This window comes from Thermobifida fusca YX (assembly GCF_000012405.1).
Lineage (GTDB): Bacteria > Actinomycetota > Actinomycetes > Streptosporangiales > Streptosporangiaceae > Thermobifida > Thermobifida fusca.
Map to the genome: position 1 here is coordinate 3,328,004 of NC_007333.1, position 23,559 is coordinate 3,351,562.

At 66.5% G+C, this 23,559-nt stretch carries 15 protein-coding genes; 10 read left to right on the forward strand and 5 right to left on the reverse strand.

What is annotated here, in order from left to right; translation table 11 throughout:
• Positions 1-30: 30 nt before the first annotated feature.
• The 4 genes from TFU_RS14090 to TFU_RS14105 all read left to right on the forward strand — a co-directional run bounded on the left by TFU_RS14090 (position 31) and on the right by TFU_RS14105 (position 8,460).
• On the forward strand, positions 31-2,277 hold the full coding sequence (locus TFU_RS14090) for a flotillin family protein (RefSeq protein ID WP_011293256.1): 2,247 nt from the start codon (positions 31-33) through the stop codon (positions 2,275-2,277).
• A gap of 7 nt (positions 2,278-2,284) precedes the next feature.
• Positions 2,285-7,243, forward strand: a complete 4,959-nt coding sequence (locus tag TFU_RS14095; RefSeq protein ID WP_011293257.1) for a DNA repair ATPase — start codon at positions 2,285-2,287, stop codon at positions 7,241-7,243.
• 147 nt (positions 7,244-7,390) lie between these two features.
• On the forward strand, positions 7,391-7,735 hold the full coding sequence (locus TFU_RS14100; protein WP_016189333.1) for a DUF4913 domain-containing protein: 345 nt from the start codon (positions 7,391-7,393) through the stop codon (positions 7,733-7,735).
• Positions 7,732-8,460 (forward strand): hypothetical protein, encoded by a 729-nt coding sequence (locus tag TFU_RS14105; RefSeq protein WP_011293259.1) that lies wholly within the window; start codon positions 7,732-7,734, stop codon positions 8,458-8,460. The genes TFU_RS14100 and TFU_RS14105 overlap by 4 nt, the downstream gene beginning before the upstream one ends.
• A 163-nt stretch (positions 8,461-8,623) precedes the next feature.
• Here the strand turns inward: TFU_RS14105 and TFU_RS14110 are convergent, their stop codons facing one another.
• Together TFU_RS14110 and TFU_RS14115 are read right to left on the reverse strand one after the other, a co-directional pair.
• Positions 8,624-9,856 (reverse strand): zeta toxin family protein, encoded by a 1,233-nt coding sequence (locus TFU_RS14110; protein WP_011293260.1) that lies wholly within the window; start codon positions 9,854-9,856, stop codon positions 8,624-8,626.
• Positions 9,857-9,867: 11 nt separating this feature from the next.
• On the reverse strand, positions 9,868-10,152 hold the full coding sequence (locus TFU_RS14115; protein WP_011293261.1) for a hypothetical protein: 285 nt from the start codon (positions 10,150-10,152) through the stop codon (positions 9,868-9,870).
• A gap of 625 nt (positions 10,153-10,777) precedes the next feature.
• Here TFU_RS14115 and TFU_RS14120 point away from each other — a divergent pair.
• Positions 10,778-11,050, forward strand: coding sequence for a hypothetical protein (locus TFU_RS14120; protein WP_011293262.1), 273 nt, complete (start codon positions 10,778-10,780; stop codon positions 11,048-11,050).
• A gap of 24 nt (positions 11,051-11,074) precedes the next feature.
• Entirely contained in the window at positions 11,075-11,626 is a 552-nt protein-coding gene (locus TFU_RS14125; protein ID WP_011293263.1) for a hypothetical protein, read from the forward strand.
• A 129-nt stretch (positions 11,627-11,755) separates the two neighbouring features.
• Here TFU_RS14125 and rox read toward each other — a convergent pair whose 3' ends face one another.
• Entirely contained in the window at positions 11,756-13,183 is a 1,428-nt protein-coding gene (gene rox / locus TFU_RS14130; protein WP_011293264.1) for a rifampin monooxygenase, read from the reverse strand.
• Between the two features lie 515 nt (positions 13,184-13,698).
• Here rox and TFU_RS14135 point away from each other — a divergent pair.
• Together TFU_RS14135 and TFU_RS14140 are read left to right on the forward strand one after the other, a co-directional pair.
• Positions 13,699-14,082, forward strand: a complete 384-nt coding sequence (locus TFU_RS14135; RefSeq protein ID WP_011293265.1) for a hypothetical protein — start codon at positions 13,699-13,701, stop codon at positions 14,080-14,082.
• On the forward strand, positions 14,079-16,802 hold the full coding sequence (locus TFU_RS14140) for a tetratricopeptide repeat protein (RefSeq protein ID WP_011293266.1): 2,724 nt from the start codon (positions 14,079-14,081) through the stop codon (positions 16,800-16,802). The genes TFU_RS14135 and TFU_RS14140 overlap by 4 nt, the downstream gene beginning before the upstream one ends.
• Before the next feature lie 204 nt (positions 16,803-17,006).
• On the opposite strand, the gene TFU_RS14145 is transcribed toward TFU_RS14140, so the two are convergent.
• Positions 17,007-19,856 carry an FAD-binding and (Fe-S)-binding domain-containing protein gene (locus tag TFU_RS14145; protein WP_011293267.1) on the reverse strand — a complete coding sequence of 950 codons (2,850 nt, stop codon included), beginning with the start codon at positions 19,854-19,856 and terminating at the stop codon, positions 17,007-17,009.
• A gap of 739 nt (positions 19,857-20,595) precedes the next feature.
• Positions 20,596-22,284 (reverse strand): serine/threonine-protein kinase, encoded by a 1,689-nt coding sequence (locus tag TFU_RS14150; protein WP_011293268.1) that lies wholly within the window; start codon positions 22,282-22,284, stop codon positions 20,596-20,598.
• A 245-nt stretch (positions 22,285-22,529) separates the two neighbouring features.
• Here TFU_RS14150 and TFU_RS15930 point away from each other — a divergent pair, with 245 nt between their 5' ends.
• Both TFU_RS15930 and TFU_RS14155 read left to right on the forward strand, forming a co-directional pair.
• Complete coding sequence (locus TFU_RS15930) at positions 22,530-22,868, forward strand: zf-TFIIB domain-containing protein (protein WP_081430436.1); 339 nt, start codon at positions 22,530-22,532, stop codon at positions 22,866-22,868.
• Between the two features lie 9 nt (positions 22,869-22,877).
• Positions 22,878-23,510: an AAA family ATPase gene (locus TFU_RS14155; RefSeq protein WP_016189340.1), complete on the forward strand. Its 633-nt coding sequence runs from the start codon at positions 22,878-22,880 to the stop codon at positions 23,508-23,510.
• Positions 23,511-23,559 lie beyond the last annotated feature (49 nt).

The following is a 23,559-nucleotide window of genomic DNA, read 5'->3' on the forward strand; positions in this document are numbered from 1 at the left end:
CCAACCACGAGCTGTGAGGGACCACCACCCATGGACACTATTGCCACGGGGGCCGGTGTACTGATCGCTGTCCTCCTCCTCGTCCTCCTCGGACTGGTCATCATCGTCAGCCGCCTGTTCCGCAAAGTGGAACAGGGCAAGGCCCTGATCATCTCCAAGGTCCGCAAGGTCGACGTCACCTTCACCGGCGCCATCGTGCTCCCCGTGCTGCACAAAGCCGAGGTGATGGACATCTCGGTGAAGACCATCGAGATCTCCCGCATGGGGAAAGACGGCCTGATCTGCCGGGACAACATCCGCGCTGATATCCGCATCACGTTCTTCGTGCGGGTCAACAAGACCGTCGAAGACGTCATCAAGGTCGCCCAAGCGATCGGCGCGGAACGCGCCAGCGACCAGGCCACGCTGCAGGAACTGTTCAACGCCAAGTTCTCCGAGGCCTTGAAGACCGTGGGCAAGCACTTGGACTTCGAGGACCTCTACACCAAGCGCGCCGAGTTCCGTGACCGGATCATCAGCGTGATCGGCACCGACCTCAACGGCTACATCCTCGAGGATGTGGCGATCGACCACCTGGAGCAGACTCCCCTGTCCCAGCTCGATCCCCACAACATCCTCGACGCACAAGGCATCCGCAAGATCACCGAGCTGACCACCGAGCAGAACATCCGCACCAACGAGCACCGCCGCAACGAGGAGAAGGAAATCGAGCGCCAGAACGTCGAGGCGCGCGAAGCCATCCTCAAACTGGGACGCCGCCGCACGGAGGCTGAGACCAGGCAGAAGCGCGAAATCGAGACGATGCGCGCCCAGGCCGAAGCCGAAACCGAGATCGTGCGGGCCGAGGAGTTGCTGCGCGCCGAGATGGCGCGGATCCGCACCGAACAGGAGCTCGGTGTCCAGCGGGAAAACCGGGAGCGGGAGATCGCGGTCGCCGCGAAGAACCGCGAACGGGTCCTCGCTATCGAAACGGAACGCATCGAAAAGGACCGGCTCCTGGAAGTCATTGCCCGGGAACGCGAAACCGAACTGTCCCGCTACGCCAAGGACAAGGAGCTGGAAGTCGAACGGCGCCAGATCGCCGAAGTCGTCCGCGAACGCGTCGCCGTAGAGAGGACCGTCGCCGAACAAGAGGAGAGCATCAAGCGGCTGCGCGCGGTTGAGGAGGCGGAGCGCCACCGGCAGACCGCGGTCATTCTCGCTGAGAGCGAGGCCCAGGAGAAGCTCGTCAAGGACATCAAGGCCGCGGAGGCCGCGGCGCAAGCCGCTGAGCACACGGCGCGCAAGCAGCTCACTCTCGCAGAGGCCCGCCAGCGGACCGCGGAGCTGGAGGCTGACGCCACGATCCGCCTGGCGGAAGGCACCCAGGCTCAGGCCGCGGCCGAAGGGTTGGCCCAGGTGCAGGTGAGCGAGCGCGAAGCCGAAGCGTTGGAGAAGCTGGGCCGGGCCGAGGCTGCGGTGGCCCGCGAAAAGGCGCTGGCCCGGGCCGAAGAGATCGAGCGGATCGCCCAGGCCGAAGCCGCTGCCGACCGGCAGAAAGCCCTCGCTCGCGCCGAAGAAATCGAAAAGGTCGCCCAAGCCGAGGCCACTGCGGACCGCCAGAAAGCCCTGGCCCACGCCGAAAAGATCGAACAGATCGGCCAGGCCGAGGCCACTGCCGACCGCCAGAAAGCCCTCGCCGCGGCCGAAGGGGCCCGGGAGAAGCTCAAGGCCGATGCCGAAGGGGTCCGTGAGAAGCTCAAGGCGGAAGCCGAAGGGATCCACGACAAGGCCGAAGCGATGGCCGCGCTCAACGAAGCAACCCGGGAACACGAGGAGTACCGCCTGCGGCTGGAAGCCGAGAAGGAAGTCCGGCTCGCCGGGATCGACGCGCAGCGGCAGATTGCCGAAGCCCAGGCCACGGTGCTCGGCAAGGGCTTGGAGAACGCCGACATCGACATTGTCGGCGGCGACGGCGCGTTCTTCGACCGGGTCATCAACGCGGTCAGCGCAGGCAAGGCCGTGGACAGCTTCATGGACCATTCAGCGACCGCGCGCACCCTGGCCGGTCCGTGGCTGGACGGCTCCCGGGACCTGCCCGCCGATCTGACCCGCGTGTTGAGCGGGATCGGTTCGGAGGACGTGAAGAACCTGTCCTTGTCGGCACTGCTCCTCACGCTGATCAACGCGGGCGGTCCGCAGGCGAAGCAACTGTCCGCCCTGCTGGAGTCCGCCCGGAAACTGGGGGTGGCTGACCTGCCGCTCGCCGACCTCACCAGCCCTGTACCGGAGAAGTGAGGGTTTCGTGACTGACCTTGTCACACCCGCTTCCGACGACACCCGTGCCGGGCTCGACATGGGCACCTACGAGGTGCTCCGAGCCCGGCTGGGCGAGCAGGCCGAGGAGCTGGCGCGCCGCGCCGAAACTCTCAACGCTGCCCGGCTGAAAGTTTTCGGGGGTGCCGAGCTGGCGCTGCTCGGCACCGAACGCATCCACACCGCCGCCGCCTGCGTGCCGCGGGACATCGTCCCCCTCGGCTCTTTCCTGCTGTTTGGCGCCAACCCGGCCCGCGGACTAGGGTCGGAGACCCGCGTCTCCGACGTGTTCTCCCTGCACCGCTTCTCGTCCGGTGACGGCACGCCTTCCCTCGTCACGGCAGCGCCCGGCGACCTGCCGGGCCTCGTAGACGACACCCGATTCCGCCGCGATTTTGCGGAAATGTACCGGTACTTCCGAAACACGCGGCTCCTGCAGTTGCGGCGCGTGGAAGGCCTGCTGCTCGCCGTGTTCCAAACCGGTCCCACGGTCTCCGACGTCCGGGTGCTGCGCTGGCGGATCGGGGCCGACGGCTCTGTCACCTACGTGGACAACAAGGGGGAACGGGACCATGTTCTCCCGCCGCAGCAGGACGTCACCTGGGTGCAAACCACCCGCGACGACCACGTGCTCGGCCGCCACCCGCATATTTCCGTCGACGGCGAAGTGTTCGTGTCAACAGTCGGCGGCACCCTGACCGTCAAGGTCGACAACGACACGGAGACCCGGGACGGCATCTACAGCGAACCGGTCGCGGAACGGTTGCAGAGCCTCGCCGACGCCGACGTCTCCTACGCCCGCATCGGATCTCTCCTCCTGCTGCGCATCCTCCCGTACAAGGAGACCGAGCACCGGCACCTGGTGTTCAACACGCGCACCAAAACTGTGGTCCGCCTCGACGGGATCGGGCAGGCCTGCCAGCGGCTCCCCGACGACCAGGGGATCATCTTCCCCGGCGGCTACTACCTGGCCACCGGAGCCGTCAAAACGTTCGACACCGACGTGTCCGGCCTGGAGTTCCTCTCCCTGGTCCGCTCCCCCAACGGCGAAGACGTCCTCTACGTCTTCCACTCCCGCGCCGAGGGCCGCAGCCTGCTGCTGCCCTACAACACGATCCGCAAAGAGGTCGCCACCCCGATCTCCTGCCACGGGCACGCGGTCTTCGACGACGGCACCATGGTGGTGTTCCGCGCCTTGGACGACGAACCCACCCGGGTGCACCCCTTGCAGGTGTGGCGGACCCCGTTCCAGTCCGACACGTACGCGGCCCGCCAACCCACGGGAACCGGGCCGTTGGAACGGGTCGGCAACGCCGACCTGGTGCGCGGGATCTCCGACGCTTTGGCGGTGACCCGCATGGTGCGGGAGATGGCCCCGTCCGGGCCGGTGTTCGACGGGCTGATCGCCGCGTGCACGCGCATCCTCGACCAGCACTACTGGCTGTCCGACCCGGAGTTGGAGAACCTGGCGGAGCCGCTCACCCAGGTGCGGGCCACCGCCGAACAGGTGGTGGACGAGTTCGCGAAAGTCCAGGAGCTCACCGCGCAGGCCAGGCGTGCTCTCGACGAGACGGAAGCGGACATCACCGCGCTCGTGCGCCGGATCCGCGCCGAGGTGCCGACTTCCGCGGACGAGTGGGTGCGCAGCCTCGCGGAGATGCGCCGGGCCCGCGGCCGCGCAGAAACCCTGCGTGACCTCCGCTACGTGGACACTGCACGCTTGGACGCGCTCATCGACACACTCGAGTCAGCGACCGCGGATGCGGGACGCCGCGCCGTGGAGTTCCTCAGCGGCGCGGACGCGTTCGCCGACTACCATTCCGCGGTCGCCGCCCTGGCCGCCGAGGCGGAGGCGATCGCCACGGTCGCGGACGCTGAACCAGTACAGCGCAGGCTCGCCGAGCAGACCGACGGGTTGGAAACCGTCACCGAAGTGGTCGGCTCGTTGGAGGCCGCCGACGCGACGGTGCGCACCCGCATCCTGGAACAGGCCGCGGAAGTGCTGGCCACGATCAACCGGGCCCGCGCAATCGTGGACGCGCGCCGCCGCGAACTGCTGTCCGCGGAGCGGAAAGCCGAGTTCGCCGCCGAATTCGCGCTGCTGGAACAGTCGGTGGCCGGTGCGCTCGCCGCCGCCGACACGCCGGAGGCCTGCGACGAGCAGTTGGGACGGCTGCTGCTGCGGGTGGACGGTTTAACGTCGCGGTTCGCGGAGTTCAGCGACTTCCTCGCCCAACTGGAAACGAAACGCGACGACATCTACGAGGCGTTGCACGCCCGCAAACAAGCCTTAGTGGATGAGCGGATGCGCCGCGCCGACCGGCTGGTGGAGTCCGCGGAACGCATCCTGGCGAGTGTGCGACGCCGCGCCGCCACGTTCGGCTCGCTGGACGAGGTCACCACGTTCTTCACTTCCGACCCCATGGTCGCCAAACTCCGCTCCCTGGCCGAGGAGCTGCGGGAACTCGGCGACCAGGTGCGCGCTGAAGAGGTTGACGGCCAGGTCGCAGCGGCCCGGCAGGAGGCGGGACGGGCGCTGCGGGACCGGCAGGACCTGTTCGCCGACGACGGCACCACCATCCAGTTGGGCCGCCACCGGTTCGCTGTCAACACCCAGCCGCTGGAATTGACCATGGTGCCCCACGAGGGGCGCATGGCCTACGTCATCACCGGCACCGACTACCGGTCCTGGGTGACCGACCCGGACTTTGAGAAGACCCGCCCGTTCTGGGACCAGCCTTTAGTGTCGGAATCCCCGGACGTGTACCGGGCCGAATATTTAGCGGCAGAACTGCTCGCCGCAGCCGAGGCCGGACGGAACGGCCTGTCCCTGTCCGCGCTGCGGAAGGCCGCGGAGGATCGGGACGCGCTGCTCGCCGTGGTCCGCCGGGAAGCAGAGTCCCGCTATGACGAAGGGTATGAGCGCGGCGTCCACGACCACGATGCTGCCGCGATCCTGGCCGTGCTGGTGCGCCTCGTGGACCGGGCGGGCCTGCTGCGCTATCCGGGCCGGTGCCGGGCCGCAGCCCAAATGTGGTGGGCGTACGGCACCGCGGCCCCGGACCGGCAGGAGTGGGCGGCGCGAGCCCGGTCCCTGGTGCGGGCCCGGTCCTTGTTCGGCTCGGGTACCGCGGACGCGCTCGCCGAGCTCGCCGCAGAACTTGAAGAACAGGTCACCGTGTTCCTTACCACCACGGGATTGGACGCCTACCGCGACTGGGCTGCGGGCGCGGGCGGCTACCTGGTGGAAGAACTCGCTGCCAGCCCGGAGGGGTTTGTGACCAGCCCGGGGGCGCGGTCGCTGGTGGACCGGTTCCGTGACGCGCTCGGCCCAGACCAGGACTTCACGGCAGAGCTTGCTGCCCTCGGTTCGAAGGTGGCGGCCCGCTTCCGCGTGGTGCACGCGTGGCTGTCCGCGTTCGCCGCAACCCGGGAGGACGTGGACACCGCCGACCTTCCTGAAGCGGTCGCGCTGCTGCTCGCCGACACTCTTCCCCGCTACCCAGCGGAGGGGGCGCTCACCGCAGCAGTGGACGGCTTGCTGGGCGTGCACCCGCGGATCCAGGAACGCCGCCTGGAGGTGCGGTTGGACGAGTTCCTGGACCGGTTGCGCCGCTTCCGCACGGAACGCGTGCCCGCCTACCGCGCCTATCTGCGCCGTCGCAACGAACTGGTTGCCGCGGAACGTGCCCGGCTGCGGTTGAGCGAATACCAGCCTCGCGTGCTCAGCTCGTTTGTCCGCAACCAGCTGGTGGACGAGGTGTACCTGCCGTTGATCGGCGACAACCTCGCGAAGCAGTTGGGGGCGGCGGGCTCCGGCAAACGCACCGACCAGATGGGGCTGCTGTTGCTGATCTCCCCGCCCGGCTACGGCAAGACCACGCTCATGGAGTACGTGGCCGACCGGTTGGGTCTGCTGTTTGTGAAGGTGAACGGCCCGTCCTTGGGGCACGCGGTCACGTCGCTGGACCCGGCTGAGGCGCCGAACGCCACGGCCCGCCAAGAGGTGGAGAAGATCTCGTTCGCGTTGGAGGCGGGCACCAACGTGCTGCTGTATGTGGACGACATCCAGCACACGTCCCCGGAGCTGTTGCAGAAGTTCGTGTCGCTGTGCGACGGCCAGCGGCGCATGGAGGGTGTGTGGCAGGGCCGCACCCGCACTTATGACCTGCGCGGCAAACGCTTCGCCGTGTGCATGGCCGGCAACCCGTACACGGAGGACGGGAAACGGTTCCGGGTCCCGGACATGCTCGCGAACCGCGCTGACGTGTGGAATCTGGGAGACGTGCTCAGCGGCCGGGATGACGTGTTCGCGTTGAGCTACGTGGAGAACGCGTTGACGTCGAACCCGGTGCTGGCCCCGCTGTCGACGCGGGACCGCGGGGATGTGCGCTTGCTGGTGCGGCTGGCTCGCGGCGAGGAAGGTGTCCGCCCCGACCAGTTGTCCCACCCTTATTCGAAGGTGGAGTTGGAGCAGATCCTGTCGGTGCTGCGCACCTTGCTGCGGGTGCAGGAGGTGGTGTTGGCGGTGAACCGGGCTTATATCGCTTCGGCCGCCCAGTCGGATGCGGCACGCACCGAGCCGCCGTTCCTGCTTCAAGGCTCGTACCGGAACATGAACGCGATTGCGGAACGAATCGTTCCGGTAATGAACGACGCCGAGGTGGAGGCGCTCATCGACGACCACTATCGGGGTGAGGCGCAGGCGCTCGCCTCGGGCGCGGAAGCGAACCTGTTGAAGCTGGCTGAGCTGCGCGGCCGCATGACGGAGGAGCAGCGGGCGCGGTGGGCCGAGGTGAAGGCGGCGTTCCAACGCGCCCAAGCCTTGGGCGGTGCCGAGGATTCCCCCATCAACCGGGCGGTGGGCGCGGTGGGACTGCTCGCCGACCGGGTGGGTGCGGTAGAGCAGGCCATCGACCGCGCCGCGCAACGGTTGTCGTCGGAGTGACCGCACAGCGAGGGGAAGCACTGGTGGTCCTGTCCCGGGCGCGGGGCAGGACCACCGCGGGTTCTTAGGACAGGGCCGGATGGTGGGGCGGCTCTCTCTACAGAAGAAGCCGAGGGGGAAGACCACGCCGAACTGTTCTACGGCTCGGTGGACGAGTTCGTGCGCGAGGTCATTCTGCCCATGTACCAGCGCAAAGTTGGTCCCCGCAGCTCTCGCCGCTGGTCTGCTGAATGGTGGCGCTCGGCAGAGGCCGTGTCTCGTTTGGATGCCCTGTGGCGGGCCTGGGAGCACCTCCGGTTGGACGGCGCCTTGGGAATGAGCACCTGGTGGCGCGACCACGCTGACTACCACATGAACATCCTGTTTCCTCCCGACGGACCGTTCGGACGCAGCGAAGACGAGAACAAACCCGGTGCTCCCCTGCCCTACACCCCGCCCCGCCGGGACTGTTCCCTGACGTCCGCGAGGGGCGCTGACCTGGAGGCTAAATGAACGAGTCTGACGGCATTGAGGAAGCGCTCTATGAGAACCTGCGCGAAGCGCTCCACGTAGCGGAACAGCTCGGACGCCAGTGGGCCAGTGTCATCGGGAAGATCCGTGAGATCGCTGAACGGGAGCGGGAGGAAGCTGCACGCCGTGCTGCGGCCCAAGCCCGCTACCAGGCGGTGTGGGACAAGGCCCGGGAGAAGCTCGCCGTAGTGGACAACCCGCAGTGGTGGAGGCAGGCCACTGTCGTGGAGATCGCGGAAGTCCACGAGGTCGTGACCGCCTGGCGGGAACACGAGACGGAAGCCGCGCGTATTGACGTGGTCTACCGCAGAACGTTGGAACGCTACGAGATGAGCGTCATCTCCTCCGAACAGGTTCACGAGGCTCCCGTATACGAGGCCCCGCGCGAGGACCGGTCGGCTCACGCCAGCGCCGAATACGACTTCGATGGAGCAGGGCCGCTGGTGCCGGAGCCCACCGCCGGGGAAAAAGGCGAGGCAGCCCTTCCTCCTTGGGACTCTGCGGAGCGCCGCGTGCTGATGGAACAGCGGATGCGCGAAAGCGGTGTCTCCTCTGAGCTCATCAAAGTCCACATGCGGGTGCACCGGATGAACGCCAGGCCACCGCAGGCCGCTGTCCGGGACCGGCGTCGTGTTCTTTCCTCGAGCACGTCCCGCAGCCGTGTCCTGAGCCGCCAGTTGGACAAACCTCGAGCGATAACACGCTGATCCTGACACGAGGGTGGGCTGCCCCAGGCATAGAGGCGGCGCACCCTCGCGTGTTACTGCAACCGGTTGCGGCTTCTCGTTCTGGCTCCTGATGAGGTGGGAACGCCTTCGTCGATGTTTCCCGCAGCGGCGTGGTGACGGTTAAGGGCCGGACCGGGGGACGCTACCGCTCAAGACCGGGGTCTTTTTCACGTCCTTGACGCTTGTCCGCAGCAGCCTGAGGGGACGGGGAAGTCGACGTGCCCCTCATGGGCGGCGCTACCCCTTGCTGTGCTCGTTTCACTGCTTCCACAGCGTCTTTGGGCAGGTCCTGCGAGGTTTCTTTTAGCGCCCCCGCTACCAGCGCATAGAAACGTGTCTTCTCCTCCTTGCTGGCGTTCATGAACTCTTCTGGATGGCGCGGAAGCTGCGTGTTGGGAACGCCGCGCTCCCCAGCCTGGAAAACGATCTTCTGCACTTTCTGCCACGTTTCGTGCTGCGCCATCCGCTCAGGATCATCCGCATAGGCGACGTGGGCGACGCGGTCCGCATGCTGGTGCAGGGCGAGCATCGTCGGGGCTGTGGTGGGGTTCAGCTCCTCTCGAGCGATGAGATCAGCGGAGTTCTTCCAGTAGGCGTTCAGCCATTTCTGCGCTTGTTCAGCGTTAAAGGGGATTTTTCCTTCGCTGCGCGCTTCGCGTAGGGCTTCCGCGGCACGTGCCGGCTGCTGCCACGCCCCGTCAGGTCCGCGGCTGTTGTCGTAGTGGATCGTTCCTGCCCTGTCGGTGACGATCACCCGGTCTATCTGCGGGGTGTTTTCCAATATCTCGACCGACAAGGGCAGTTGGTCGAATGTGGCGTCATGGCCGCCAATGTCAGCCCACCGGCCCTCTCCCGGGGGATCGGCAAGGTAGCGGCCGACCATGTCCAAGGCGCTCTGCTCGCGGGGAGTGGCGACAACGACGATCTCGTTAAGGAAGCCGTCGTGGACACCCGGGACCGGTTGAGCCGCTTCCTGAGCGTATTGCACCAGGTATTCGGGAGAACGGAAGGTGCCCTCGACGACGATGCCGTACCCGTGCTGGTGGGCGTATTGGCGAACCATGTCGGACCAGACGTACATGGCCTGCGAGGTCAAGGGGACCATCTCGTGGGGGCGGTCCCGCATGATCTCCTCATAGCGGGGATGGAACGTGCGCAGCTGGTCAGGGCTGAGCTGGACTATGCGCCCGCCGTGCCGGACGACAATATCGTTGAGAGCGTGCGATTTTCCCGCTGCTAGCTGGCCGCCCAACTGGACCAGGACCGGGCGCTCACCCCGCGGATAGGGCTTTGCGTTCCTGAACAGCCGGGGCTGTATTAATTCGTCAAATATTCTTTGAAGTTCTTCCGGAGAGACGTCGAATTCGTTAGCCATTCCCCAGGCTCTCAGCCTTCGTTCTTAATCTCGTCCAGCTCTTCGCGCATCCTCAGAATTTTCTCGACCATCTGCTCTCGACTCAGACCAAGATTGTTTTGAATCTGCCACACTTCTATTGAGCGCTCTTTAATTTCCTCCCTGGCCTTGGGGTCTTCGATCTTTTCCGCTTTGCGCGCCAGGGCTGCACTCAGCCTTGCAGAAGTATGGTCAAGGACATCTCGGATCACTTCGTCAGAAGTGTCTTCGTCGTAGAGGACTTCTTTGTCGCTTCTGCCCTTCCATGTGTGGTCCATGTTCTACTCCTTTTCTTCCAGCCTCGGCATGAGGGTGCGCCGTTCAACGAGTGGCGCCAGTCCCGCATGCCTCTCCAGCACACTTTCGAACATGTGCGGAAAAGGATCGTATCGACGCCACCCTACCCACACACTCGCCCAGATATCACTACAAAACAGAAATAACGCCACAAAACTGGACGTCAAAGTTGACCGGTTCCGGCCATACCCCTACCGGCCGACGCTCCAAAAGAACTAGCAACGATAGGCACGTTGGTGCTCCGGCCCACCATCGGCCCCGAACGGGTCCGTAGGGCGACACCACCCCCTGGGCGGTGCACTCCTGTGGTGATCGACAGCGACCGTATGGAGGAATGCCACGCCTGATACAGCACCTAGGACTGCGTTTTCAAGGGGAATCGCACAGCCGAGAGCCCGGCACTATGCCGCCGCGCTCGGGAATGGAACGGTCTTCGAAATCTACTCGACGCCCCTAACCGCCACACCGGTATCATCCGGTCCGGTTTTCACACCAACGGAAGTTCGTCCCATCCGCCCCGCTCCCCTGAACACCATGTCCTTACCGATCCTGACCGGTCATCAAGTCGATATTCACGTCACTTAACCACCGTCTGAGGAGAAAGCCATGGCCGTGCCAACCCCCCACGACATCCACGCTTCCATCACCGCTGTTTTTGGCCCTGCCATCGACCGCCAAGTCCACACCTTCAGCTCCGGCGCCGTCTCCATCACCCTGCGTGCCCAGGGCCGTACCGCAGTCATCGACGGCACCCCTAGCGGCGAGTGGGGTGTGTCCATCGACCCTGACGAGGCCACCGCTATGGCCGGACACGACACCGTCACCGACTCCTTCTCCACAGCGCTCGATATCGCCCGCAACGCCCTCCTCGCCCCTTAATCCACTCCAGGAAAGAGACCGCATATGCCGGAACAAGACACCCCTAGCCCTCTTTCCCTCAAAGAACGCCTCGCCCTGGTCTACCAGCGTCTCGACCAAATGCCGCCGCCCACCACCGCTCAGGAAGCTTTCGACCGCCTCAACACCGTCCTGGAAGAAGTCGAAGACGAATACAGCGGCGTCCCCAAAAACCCCAACCCCGGCCTGAAGTTCGACGGCCGTATGTACCCGCCCAGGGAAGACTTCACGGAATACACCGCCGACGGCAGAATCCTGGCGGTGACCAAGGGAAACACCATTGAAGCCCTTCCCGACGGGACGCTCACTATCAGCAGCCGCAAAACCGGACAGCCCGTCTATCAGCGCAAAGGCGCAGGACAGTCCCTCACCCTCGACAACGAAGCAGGGCTCGAAATACAGAACCCAACGATTGCCAAAGCATTCGAAGCGGTACGGCAGGCTCAGCAAGGGATGGTCCCGCCTGGGACACGCGCACACGGCCGGTCCCAGGCTCCTGCCCCGCGCCGCAACCTTGACACCCCACACCGCAGCAAAGACCGCGGTCCTGAACTCTGACCCCCCTTCCGGCAGCCGCCGACCGGGGGAAGAACGGCAGGTCCCCGGCGCGGCCTTGGCTCTGCCGCGACAACCGGTTGCCGTGGCATTGGAGGACTGCTTTGCTGCGGGGCCGTCCGGCACTCCGGATCAGGCTGCTGGGTCGCCGAACCACCGGGGCAGATGGGCGAGCAAGTCGTCCTGGTCCTCCCCGATCCAGGCCACGTGGCCGTCCGGGCGCAGCAGCAGCGCAGGAACGTCGATCTCCGCTGCACTGTCGGCGACATGGTCGACCCGGTCCGCCCAGCCCGCCACGGAAAGCCGCCCAGTCCGGTCCAGCAGCACTCCGCGGCCGTGCCGCATCCGCTCATACAAGCGCCCTTGCCCCAGGCGCACGTCCCGCAGCCGACGGCCGAGCAGGGCATGGCCGTCCCCGAAGTCGTAGCGGACCCCGACCGCGGTGATCTTCTCCATCACATGCCGGTTCACTTCTTCGAAGTCCATCAGCTCTAACAGCAGTCGGTGTGCTGCCCGGGCTCGCGGATCGGTGGACATGAACGCGGACTGCGCCAAAGTGTTGTCCAAAACCTCGGCGGCGACCGGGTGCCGTTCCGTGTGGTAGCTGTCCAGCAGTCCTTCCGGCGCCCAGCCGTTCACCGCTGCGGCCAGTTTCCAGCCGAGGTTAAACGCGTCCTGGATGCCCAGGTTGAGTCCTTGCCCGCCGAGGGGTGCGTGGATGTGCGCCGCGTCGCCAGCGAGCAGGACCCGCCCCACCCGGTAGCGCTCGGCCTGCCGAGTAGCGTCGTTGAAACGCGACAGCCAGCGCGGCGAATGCACGCCGAAGTCGGTGCCCGTCACCTCCCGCAGCCGTTGCGCGAACTCTTCCAGGGTGGGCGGGGCCGCTCGGTCTTCGGACACGTGCGCTGCGGGAACCACGGCCCGGTACACCCCGTCGTCGAGAGGGCCCATGGCGAACCCGAGCTGGGTTTGGCGCACCTTCGCCATGACGGCAGCGACCGTCTCCGGGCTTGCGGTTGCTTTCACCTCGCCCAGCAGCCACTCAGTGGTGGCGGATTCGCCGGGAAAACCGACGCCGAGCAGGGTGCGCACGGTGCTGCGGCCGCCGTCGCAGCCGACCAGGTAGCGGGCCCGCAACTGGGTGCCGTCGGCCAGTTGTGCGGTCACCCCGTCCTCGTCCTGACTCAATCCCACGAGTTCCCAGCCGCGTCGGATGTCGGCGCCCAGTTCAGAGGCGCGCTCCTCTAGCAGCCGGTCGGTGGTCGGCTGCGGAATGCCGAGGATGTACGGGTGGGCGGTGTCCAGCGACTTCGGCCACGGCTTCATGATCCCGGCGAAGTAGCCGCCCACCGGGTGTTTTGTGCCGTGGGCGAGGAACCGTTCCAGCAGGCCGCGCTGGTCCATGATTTCGATGCTGCGCACGTGCAACCCGAGTCCGCGGACGATTCGGGTCGGTTCGGCCCTCTTCTCCACCACGACCGTGTGCACGCCGTGCAGCCGCAGCTCGCTGGCCAGCATGGTGCCGGTCGGTCCCCCGCCGACGATGATCACATCGATCATGACGCTCGTCCCCCATCAACGCGTGTCCCAGTCCAGGCCAGCGATTCTGCGGCATACCCGGGGTCTTGCCGCAAGCCCGGGGGTGTGTCGTACATTGGCAGTGGCGGGGATTTTTCTGGATCCCCGCCTTTTCTTGTGCCTCACGGCTCCGGTTTTGGTTCCTCGCGCGGTGCACGACAGAGCAGGTCCTTGTCCGCCTGTGGCTGTGCGCAACTGCGACGCTTAGGGAACAGGGGCGCCGCGTGGACGGGATTGGCCTTAGGCGGGTCTGGGTGGCGTGCGGCCGCGCCGGAACCTTCGGTGAGACCAGTACTGCGAATAGTGGCCTATAGCCGCCCCGCTATTCCGGTCGCACCTGAAGCCGGGTCCCTGCCGGCCGTTGATCCACCTTTTCCTTGCGTAGAAGGCAGCGGGGTCAAACTGTGCTCGTCTGCTGATTTCGACCGTGTATCAGTTGCGCACAAAAACTACGGCGACATGTCCATAGTCAGCTGAGGATGGGGAACCATCTCCGTATGAAGCGCAAATGGCTTTGGGTGACAATCCTTGTTGTTGTTGCGGTGATACTGGCCGGACTGTGGGCGCTTGCCCGTTTCGTGCCTGGCCTAGGCGGGCTCAGCGAGCTCAGCCAATTCTCTGCTATCGCCTCGTTCGTGGTGGCAGTAGCAGGCCTGGTGGTGGCTTTGTGGCCTCCTCCTGCTTCCCCTGAGGGGAAAGGCAAGAAAAGCGGGAACGGCGATGTCATCAAGTTCGTAAGCGTGAAAGCCGGGCGCTCCGTGAAAGGCAAAACCGGTCCCAGCACCTTCCCGGGCGGAGACTACATCCACATGCGCGGCATCGAGGCCGGAAAGGACGTCATCGGAAAGCAGACCACTCAGTCCCGGAAGGAGCGCAAGTGAGCGACACCGGGTCCACACCGAACCCTACCCCAGCCCATATCAAAATTATAAAGGCCCAGGCTGGCAACAACGTTATTGGCCAACAGATCACAAAAGAGAACAATTTTCACTTTTATCTCCATCGGTCCCGCCCCACCGCGAAGTTCTCCCTCCCCGCCCCTCCCCCGGCCCTGGTAGGCCGCCAGCACGAAGTGGACACTCTGCTGAGCTGGCTTGACCCCACCGCTTCTCACCAGGAGGAGGACGAAACGTCCTCAAGCGTCGTGGTGTCCGCGCTGGCGGGCATGGGAGGAGTGGGTAAAACCGCTCTGGTCGCCTCCGCAGGACGGATAGCCCACCAGCGTGAATGGTTCTGCGCGGAACTGTTCGTGGACCTACGCGGCTACACCCCCGGCGCCGTACCCCTGTCCGCAGACGCAGCCTTAGACGTGCTGCTGCGCCAAATGGGTATCGCCCCCGAGGAGATCCCCGCGGAGCTTGAGGAGCGCGCCGCGTTCTACCGGTCAGCTCTGACGGAACTGTCCCGCAACGACCCGCGCGGCCGACCGGTGCTGGTGGTGGTAGATAACGCTCAGAGCGCCGAGCAGGTGCGCCCCCTGCTTCCCGGTCCCGGCAATCACCGGCTGGTAGCCACGAGCCGCAGCAGCCTGCACTCTTTGACCGGTGCCCACCACATTGACCTGGACGTTCTCACCGCCGATGCGGCCGTGGAACTGGTGGCCAGCATCCTCAAGGAAGACGATGCGCGCACCCGCGACACTGAGGGCTTGCGGCAACTAGCTGAGGTGTGCGGCTATCTGCCGTTGGCGTTGGAGATCGTTGCCGCACAACTCGCTCGTACTCCCCAACTCACCCCTGCCCGCCTGGTGCAACGGCTCAAAAAAGCGGCCTCGCGAGTGGACAAGATCCACGACCTCAGCCGAGACGCGAGTCAAACACGGATTCTCCGAGCGGTCTTCGACACCTCCCTCGCACAACTGACCGACGACGAAGCACGAGTTTTCCTTCTTACGGCTTCCAGCCCAGGCCCGACTATTTCCACGTCCGCCGCCGCGGTACTCACCGGCCTTGACGAAGACGCCGTGGAAGAAGTGCTTGAAGAACTGGTGGCCGTGCACCTGGTCCAACACGCCAGCGAGGACCGGTGGGGAGCGCATGACCTGCTCATCGACTACGCTGCCAGCCACCCCCAACCGCCTGCCGACCGCGACCAGGCTCTTACCCGACTGTTGGACTACTACGTGACCACGGCTCACGCTGCGGACACCCATTTGAAAGCCCCACCCAGTCAAGAGGTTTCCAACCGGTTCGCCCGCCGGGAGGAGGCGCTGGCCTGGCTGGACAACGAGCAGGCCACTCTGGTAGCTGCCGCGCTCGCTGCCCCCACCCTCGACCACACCGACGCAGCGGTTCTTCTCCCCCTGCTCTTGACCAAGTACCTGGACCTCAGGCGTCGTTTCGGGGAGTTGGAACAGGTTTCCCGCTCTGCTCAAGCTGTTGCGCACGCCACCGACAACCCGAACGCAGAAGCGCAGGCATGGCTCGCTCTCGGCCTTGCCTTGGTAGGCATGCGCCGCCCCGAGGAGGGCGGCGCAGCGTTCACTCGTGCCCGCGACCTGTTCCGCCAAACCGGGAACACCCTTGGCGAAGTGGAAGCGTTGACCGGGCTTGGTGGAGCACGGCAGCAAGCGCGTCAGCTCGACGACGCTCTTGAGGCGTTCACGAACGCCTCCAACCTGCTGGGGCGTATCACAGATCCTCGCAGCGGGGTGCCGGCGCTCACCGGTGTCGGTCTCGCGCTCCAGAGTATGGGCCGCTTTAAGGAAGCCCTCGACGCTTTAGACCGCGCCCATGCTCTGCTCGAGCAGACCGCAGACCCTTACGGGGAAGCGCAAGTATTGTCCTGCCGTGGCCTCACCCTGCTCGGTATGAGCCGGTTTGAGCACGCCATCAAGTCGCTCACCCGCGCCCAAGAGCTGTTTCAGCGCACCGGGGACGCACACGCCGAGGCACAGACATGGGTGCTCCTCGGCACAGCGCTCAACCAAGCGAACCGGCCGAAGGAGGCTATCGACGCTTTCACCCACGCTCGAGAGCTGTTCCAGCGCACCGAGGACACCCAAGGCGAAGCACAGGCATGGGCTGGCCTCGCGGAGGCACTGCGGAAAACAGGACAGACGGAAGAAGCCGTCAAGGCCGCCGACCATGTCCGTGACTTGCTAGGGCAGGAAGAAGGCGCCGCCCTTGGAGCACCGGAGCTGGCTGCCCTTGGCATGTCCCAGCTTGCTTCAGGTGAGTTTACGGAAGCCGTCGACACGCTCACTCGCGCCCGCACGCTGTTCCGCCAAACCACGGACGCCCGTGGTGAAGCGGAAGCGTGTGCTGGCCTCGGCACAGCGCTGATTGGTGCGGGTCGGGGTGAGGCCGCTGCCGAGGCTTTCACCCGCGCCCAAGAACTGTTCCAGCAGGCCGGGGACATCCAGAGTGAAGCGCAGGCCTGGAGTGGTCTTGCCGCAGCGCTCGGCCAAGCGAATCGGCCTGAAGAAGCCCTCAAGGCTGTCACCCGCGCCCAAGAACTGTTCCAGCAGATCGGAGACACCAAGGGTGAAGCGGAAGCATGGGCCGGGATGGGGCTGACTCTGTTGGGATCCGGGCGCATCATCAAGGCGCTGAAAGCGTTCGTGCGGGCGCGCCAACTGCGCCGCCAGAGCCAGAAATAGCAATCCACTGCGGCACACCCTGGTGCGTGACACGCCCTGGTCAGTCCAGTGACGAGTTACTGGCAGGTAGTTAAAGGTTGGGGTGGCCCGCCGGGGCATCCCCGGCGGGCCGCTGCGTTTCCCCGCCCTGGTTCCAGGCTGGGGGAGCATTCCATGGACCTGGCCCGGGCAGCGGTGTTCCGCTGAAGCCGGAACACCGACAGGTCACTGCCCGGCCGTGGCTTGGCTGCCGCGGCCGTTACGGAGCAGGGTCGCCAGGTGGACGGGCCGGGCCTCCGGGTGGGCTTGGGTGACTTGCAGTCGGCAGCTGAACCCTTCGGTGAGAACCGTGTCCCCGGCTCCTGCGGCGCGCACCGCGGGCAGCAGTCCTTGTTCCGCGCATGCCAGCGACACTTCGTAGTGGCCGTCCACGAACCCGAAATCACCGGCCAGGCCGCAACACGAGTTCTGCGGCACCTCCACTGTGGCTCCGGCCCGTTCCAGCAGGGCTCGTTCCGCGTGCCAGCCGGATCCGGCGTGCTGGTGGCAGTGCACTTGAGCGATCACCCAGCTGGTGATGCGGGGCGGCTCCCAGTCGGGGGTGAACTCGGTGAGCGCCTGGGCGAGCGTGCGGACCGCGCCAGCGACTTCAGCGGCCTCGTCGGTACCGAGCAGGCGCGGCAGTTCGCGGCGCAACTGTTCGGTGCAACTGGGTTCCAGGCCCACGATGACCGCGCCCGCGCGCACCGCGGGCAGCAGGGCGCGCACCGTGCGCTCCGCTACTCTCCGCGCCACCCCGAGTTGTCCGGTCGACGTCCACGTCAACCCGCAGCACAGCCGGGCCGGGCTGTCCACGACTTCCCAGCCCGCGTCCCGCAGCACGGCGCGGCCGTCCGCGAGCACCTGCGGGAAGAACGCGAGGGTGAAACTGTCGGTCCACAGCACGGCGCGCGGCTGGTCTGTGGTGAACCCGCGGCGCAGCGGGGTCCGATCCGCGGCGGAGGCGCGACGTTGGCGGCGGGTGGCGAACACGGGCAGATCGCGTCTCCGGTCGATTCCCGCGACGCGTTTGAGGAGCCCGGCGAGCGGGGAGCGGGCCACCGTGTTGACCAGGCCCGGCATCACGCCGGCGGGTTTCAGCCACACGGGCAGCCAGCCCAGCGTGTAGTGGGCGCGCGGCCGGATCCGGTGCCGGTAGTGGTGGTAGAGGAACTCCGACTTGTAGGCGGCTACGTCCACTCCGACCGGGCATTCTCGAGCGCACGCCTTGCAGGACAGGCACAGTTCGAGGGCTTCGCGCACTTCGGGGGACCGCCAGCCGGCGGTGACCACTTCCCCGGCGAGCATCTCGCCGAGGACGCGGGCCCGGCCGCGGGTGGAGTCTTTTTCCTCGCGGGTCACCTGGTAGCTGGGGCACATCGCCCCGGCGTGGGCGCGGCACTTGCCTACGCCCACGCAGCGGCGCACGGCGCGCGCAAAGTCGTCGCGGTCCTCGGCGAGCCGCAGGACGGGGCGGACCGGGGCGGCCATGGCGAGCGGCCGCACGTCGGCGTCGAGCGGGCGGGGCCGCACGACCGCGCCCGGGTTGAGCAGGTTGTGCGGGTCCCACACGTGTTTGGTGTCGGCGAACGCGTTGAGTAGGGCGGGCGAGTAGACGCGGGAGAGCAGTTCGGAGCGGGCTTGCCCGTCACCGTGCTCCCCGGACGGCACGCCGCCGTGCCGGACCACGATGTCGCAGGCGGCTTCAACGAACCGGCGGTAGCGGGCCACGCCTTCCGGGCTGGTCAGGTCGGCGTTGAGCCGCACGTGCAGGCATCCTTCGCCAAAGTGGCCGTAGACGGGGCCGGACAGTCCTTCGTCGCGGCAGAGCGCGTCGAAGTCGCGGAGGTAGGCGGCGAGGTTTTCCGCGGGCACGGAGGCGTCCTCCCAGCCGGGCCAGGCTTCGTCGCCGCTGGGCGGGCGGGTGGCGAGTCCAGCGGCGTCTTCGCGGATCCGCCACAGCCGGACCCGGTCCGCGGGGTCGGTGACGACGAGGGTGGAGCGGACGTGGGCGGCGAAGGCGCGTTCCGCGCGGCGGGCTGCGGCTTCGGCTTCGGCGGGTGTGTCTCCACCGAATTCCACGTACAGCCACGCGCCGCCTTCGGGCAGGTCGGCTACCCGCGGGCCGAGCAGTTCGGTGTCCATGCCTTCCACGGTGAGCGGACGGTAGGCGAGGAATTCGTGGGCGATTTCCGCGGCGGCGTAGCGGTCGGCGCAGCCAACGAGGAGCAGGACGCGTGCTTTGGGGGCGGGCACGAGGGTGAGGGTGGCTGAGGTGGTGATGGCGCAGCCGCCTTCGGTGCCGACGAGGCTTTTGGCGTAGTCGCGGCGTTCCGGAAGCAGGTGCTGCAGGGGGTATCCGGAGACTTGTCTGCGGTAACGGCCGAGTTCGGTGCGGATGGGGGCGAGGGCGTGAGCGGCGACCGCGTCCAAGCCGTCCATGAGGGCGTGGTCGGGCAGCCCGTCGGGGGTGGTGATCTGGGTGGCGGTGACGGTGCGGTGGCGGCCGTCCGCGGTGACCACGTGCAGGGCGGTGATGTTGTCGGCGGTGGTGCCCCAGGCGACTGAATGGGAGCCGCAGGCGTTGTTGCCGATCATGCCGCCGAGGGTGCACCGGTTGTGGGTGGAGGGGTCAGGGCCGAAGGTGAGCCCGTGCTGGGCGACGGCGGTGCGCAGTGTGTCGAGGACGACCCCGGGTTCGACGACGGCGCGGCGGGCTTCCGGGTCCACGCTGAGGATGCGGTTGAAGTAGCGGGAGGTGTCCACGACCACGCCGGTTCCGAGGGCTTGTCCCCCGCAGGAGGTGCCGCCGCCGCGCATGGTGATGCCGACTCCGGCTTCCCGGCAGATTTCGACGGTGGCGGCGATGTCGTCGGTGTGGCGGGGGTAGACGACGCCGAGGGGGATGCGGCGGTAGATGGAGGCGTCAGCGGAGTAGAGCGCCCGGGCGAGGGGGGAGAAGTCGACGTCGCCGCGGATGGCTACGGCGAGGGTCCGGGCGAGCGGGGTGTGTTCGTGGGATGCGACGGTGGTCATGGGTCCACGTCTACCCCGCCGTGGCGTGGTCAGCGGGGCCGGGGGCCGTCATCGCGGGGAGGCGCGGGATGGTTTTTTAGCCGGGTGGCGCCGGGGCGGGTTTCCTGGCGTGGACACCACCACCGACAGTGCGAAGTTTTTCCGGTTTTTAGATCTTCATCAGCGAACGTCCAATTAGCGTTTTTCCTGTTCTTAGCCCCAGAACGAGACGAATGAACTTTCCTGCCCCGAACCCATTGACATCTATGAAGAGTGCCACAAATAATAGGTATCGACCGCTTGGGAGCGCTCCCAAAAGGTCAGGAGAAGATCCCTTGTTGGGCGGTGGCTGCCTTCCTCCACTCCTCCCATCCTCAGGGTGGCCACCGTTCCTCCCCCCGGCAAGAGATCTGTGAGCCCCCAGACCGGCGGCCCTACCCGGGAGGGCCGAACCGGTCACCGGATCCTCACTGGATGATGGCTCACCCCACTCGAGCCACTCCCAGAGAGACCGAGGTGCGTGCGGGCGCCTGGGTCTCTACCACCGAAGGGCTCGTCTCCAAGGCTTGAGCCAGCCCTGGAAGGGTTGGGGTGCGTGCGGGCGCCCTGGCTCTTCGCCACCTGAAGAGAGCTCGCCTGGAGACTTGAGCCACCTGGGGTCGGGGTGCGTGCGGGCGCCCCGACCCCCACTTCTTTTCCTCTTCTTTCCCCGCCTGGGGACATTTCTCACACCCGTCTCACGGGTGTCTCCACTCCCCGACTACGCGGCAGGCTCGAAACTCTCCGACATCCGGTCCAGCAGCGGCGCCCCCGTCTCCTCCCAGCCGTCCGCCGGATACACCAAGAACAGCGCATACCCCTTCTTCTCGGTGTGGAATCCCCGGTTCACCGCGTGCATCCGCTGGCCGTTGATCGTGAAGGTGAACTCCCAATCCGACGCCGTCACATAACGCTCCATCGACGGGTGGTCGGAATATCTGATGTCAATCAGGGAGTAGTTCGAAAAGCGTCCAGCCGCGCCCCGCTCTTGGGCCTCCCAGTCTTTTTTCGCGTCGGGATTCGGCGAATCCGTCTGGTCCACCTGCAGATAGCCGCCCTCGGGGTTGCGGAAGAACACGCTGCTTCCCCGCCGGTCCACCGACCATCCTTCCGGCACGTCCAACGAGAACCCAGTGGGATCCTCGTGCCGGACCAGCGGAGGCCCCGAATAGTCGTCGTCCTCCGCTTCCTCCTCGCTGTCCTCGTCGTCTTCTCCGACGCCCTGCTCGGCGGCCTCCGCGGAGGTTGTGGGCTCCGGCTCTTCCGCCTGCCCCGTCTCCTCGCTGCTCTGCGAGGTTTCCGCGGCCGGCTGCTCCCCGTCCGCCCGACTGTTCCCGCCCGCAGGGACGAACAGCACCACGGCGGTGATCACCGCCACCACCACGCACAGCGCCAACGCCACCAGGCCGACGGTCGCCAGCGTGCTGTTCCGCTTCCCCGGCTCCGCAGGCGAGGACAGCGGCAGCGCACTCGTGTCCGCAGCCGGCTTCGCCACGCTCACCTCGGCAGGGGCCGGGCTGGCCTCCTCCTGCAGCGTGTGCGTCCCCGTGGACGACGCGGAACTGCTCTGCGGCGGGAAGCTCATCACCACCCGCTGCAGCTCCTCCACGACCTCGTGCACCGTGGGACGCTTCTGCGGGTCCTTGTTGAGCAACTGTTCCAGCAGCGGCCGCAACGGCCCCGCCTTCACCGGCGGAGGCACCTCGTCCACCACCACCGCGGTGAGCGTGGCCATCGGCGTGGCGCGCTGGAACGGCGGGGCCCCGTGCAGCGCCGCATACAACGTGGTGCCCAGCGCCCACATGTCCGCTGCCGGGCTCGCAGGCTCGCCCCGCGCCTGCTCCGGCGCGAGATAACTGGGCGACCCCAGCAGGCTCCCCGTCCGAGTCAGCCGGCTGCTGCCCTCCAAATAGGCGATACCGAAGTCGGTGAGCACCGCCCGGTCCCCCCGGGCCACAAGCACGTTCCCCGGTTTGATGTCGCGGTGCACGATCCCGCGCTGGTGCGCCACAGACAGCGCCGCAGCCACCTGAAGCCCGAGATTAGCGGCCCGCTCCGGGCTGATCGCCCCCTCCTGTTTGATGATCTCGCTCAAGGACTTGCCGTGGACGAGCTCCATCACAATCCACGGAAAACCGTCCTTTTCCACCACGTCGAACACGGTGATGATCGACGGGTGGCTGAGCTGAGCGGCGCTACGCGCCTCCCGCAGCATCCGGGCCCGCAGAATCTCGATCTCCTGCGGCGGCAGATGCTCATTGATCGTCAACTCCTTGATGGCTACCGGCCGATCAAGGAGTTCGTCGACACCCTCCCAGACACGTCCCATCCCTCCTGCGCCGATGAGTCTGTGCAGCCGATACCGACCAGCGAGGAGGAAATCGGGGAGTTGGGGGGAATCATTGCTCATCGGCGGCTTCCTCGGTCTGATGCTGGCGCGGCCTACCGGTGCGGCGCCCCAACCGGAATTTTAGAAGGCTCAGCCCTTTGTGAACCCCTTCCACAGGCGGGACTGTCGCCTTGTCTGTCCAAATCCTTCGGAAACCCGGAATGACCTGCGGTCTTTTAGGGAGAAAAACGACACGGCCAATGGCGGCCCGCGCGTGTCTCGTCGGCTAGGGACACTGGCAACCCTTCCCCGAATACGATGGCACTGTGATTTGTCCTAAGTGCCAAGGCCGTATGCGCACCTTCGACCGTATGGGTGTCCACATCGACCAGTGTGAACGGTGCAGAGGCATCTTCCTCGACGCCGGAGAGTTGGAGCAAATCGTGGCGGCTGAGCAGCGTCACTACGCGGCCCCGCCCCCGCCGCCTCCACCGCACGGGGCACCGCCACCACCCATGTACCACGCCCGACCAGACTCCTACGGCTATGCGGACTCGCCGCGCCCCTACTATCCCGACTCTCCCCGACCGTACTACGCCGACTCCCCACGCCCCTATGGCTACAAGCGTCGCCGGAAAAGCTTCCTCGAGGAGTTGTTCGACTAGGCCGCAGCCGTGAACCTCCTCATCTGTGCGCGCTGCGACGCGTACACGGACACTCCCGTCGTGGAAGCAGACCCGCCGGTGCTCCACTGTGTCGAGTGCGGGCACCGGCGGCCGTTCCGACGCCTCCCCCTGTTTGCGGTGACTGGGCCCAGTGGCACAGGAAAATCCACGGTGGGGCGGCTGCTCACCGAACGGCTGTCCGACCGCTACGTGGTGGTGGAACAGGACGTGTTGTGGGTGGACGGGCTCCGCGACCCGTCCCACCACCACCGGCTGTTCCGGTCCACGTGGCTGCGTATGGCCGCCATGATCCACCAGAACGGCCGCCCCGTCGTGCTGTGCGGCACGGTCGTGCCCCCGGAGTTCGAACCGCTGCCGGAGCGTGCCCTGTTCTCCGAAATCCACTACCTGTCCCTCATGTGCGATCCCGAAGTGCTCGCTGCCCGGCTGCGGGCCCGCCCGGCGTGGCGGGAATGGGACGAGCCGCGGATCGCGGAAATGCTGGAATACGCGGCGTGGATCCGGGAGAACGCGGCGACCATGACCCCGCCGATGACCCTGCTCGACACCACCGACGCCTCGGTGGAGGAGACCGCTCACGCCGTGCAAGAGTGGATCACCAGCCATACCGCCACGCCCTGACCCGGGGCGGGACGAGGGCGGGCACACGGCCCCCAACAGCAGTTGGGCG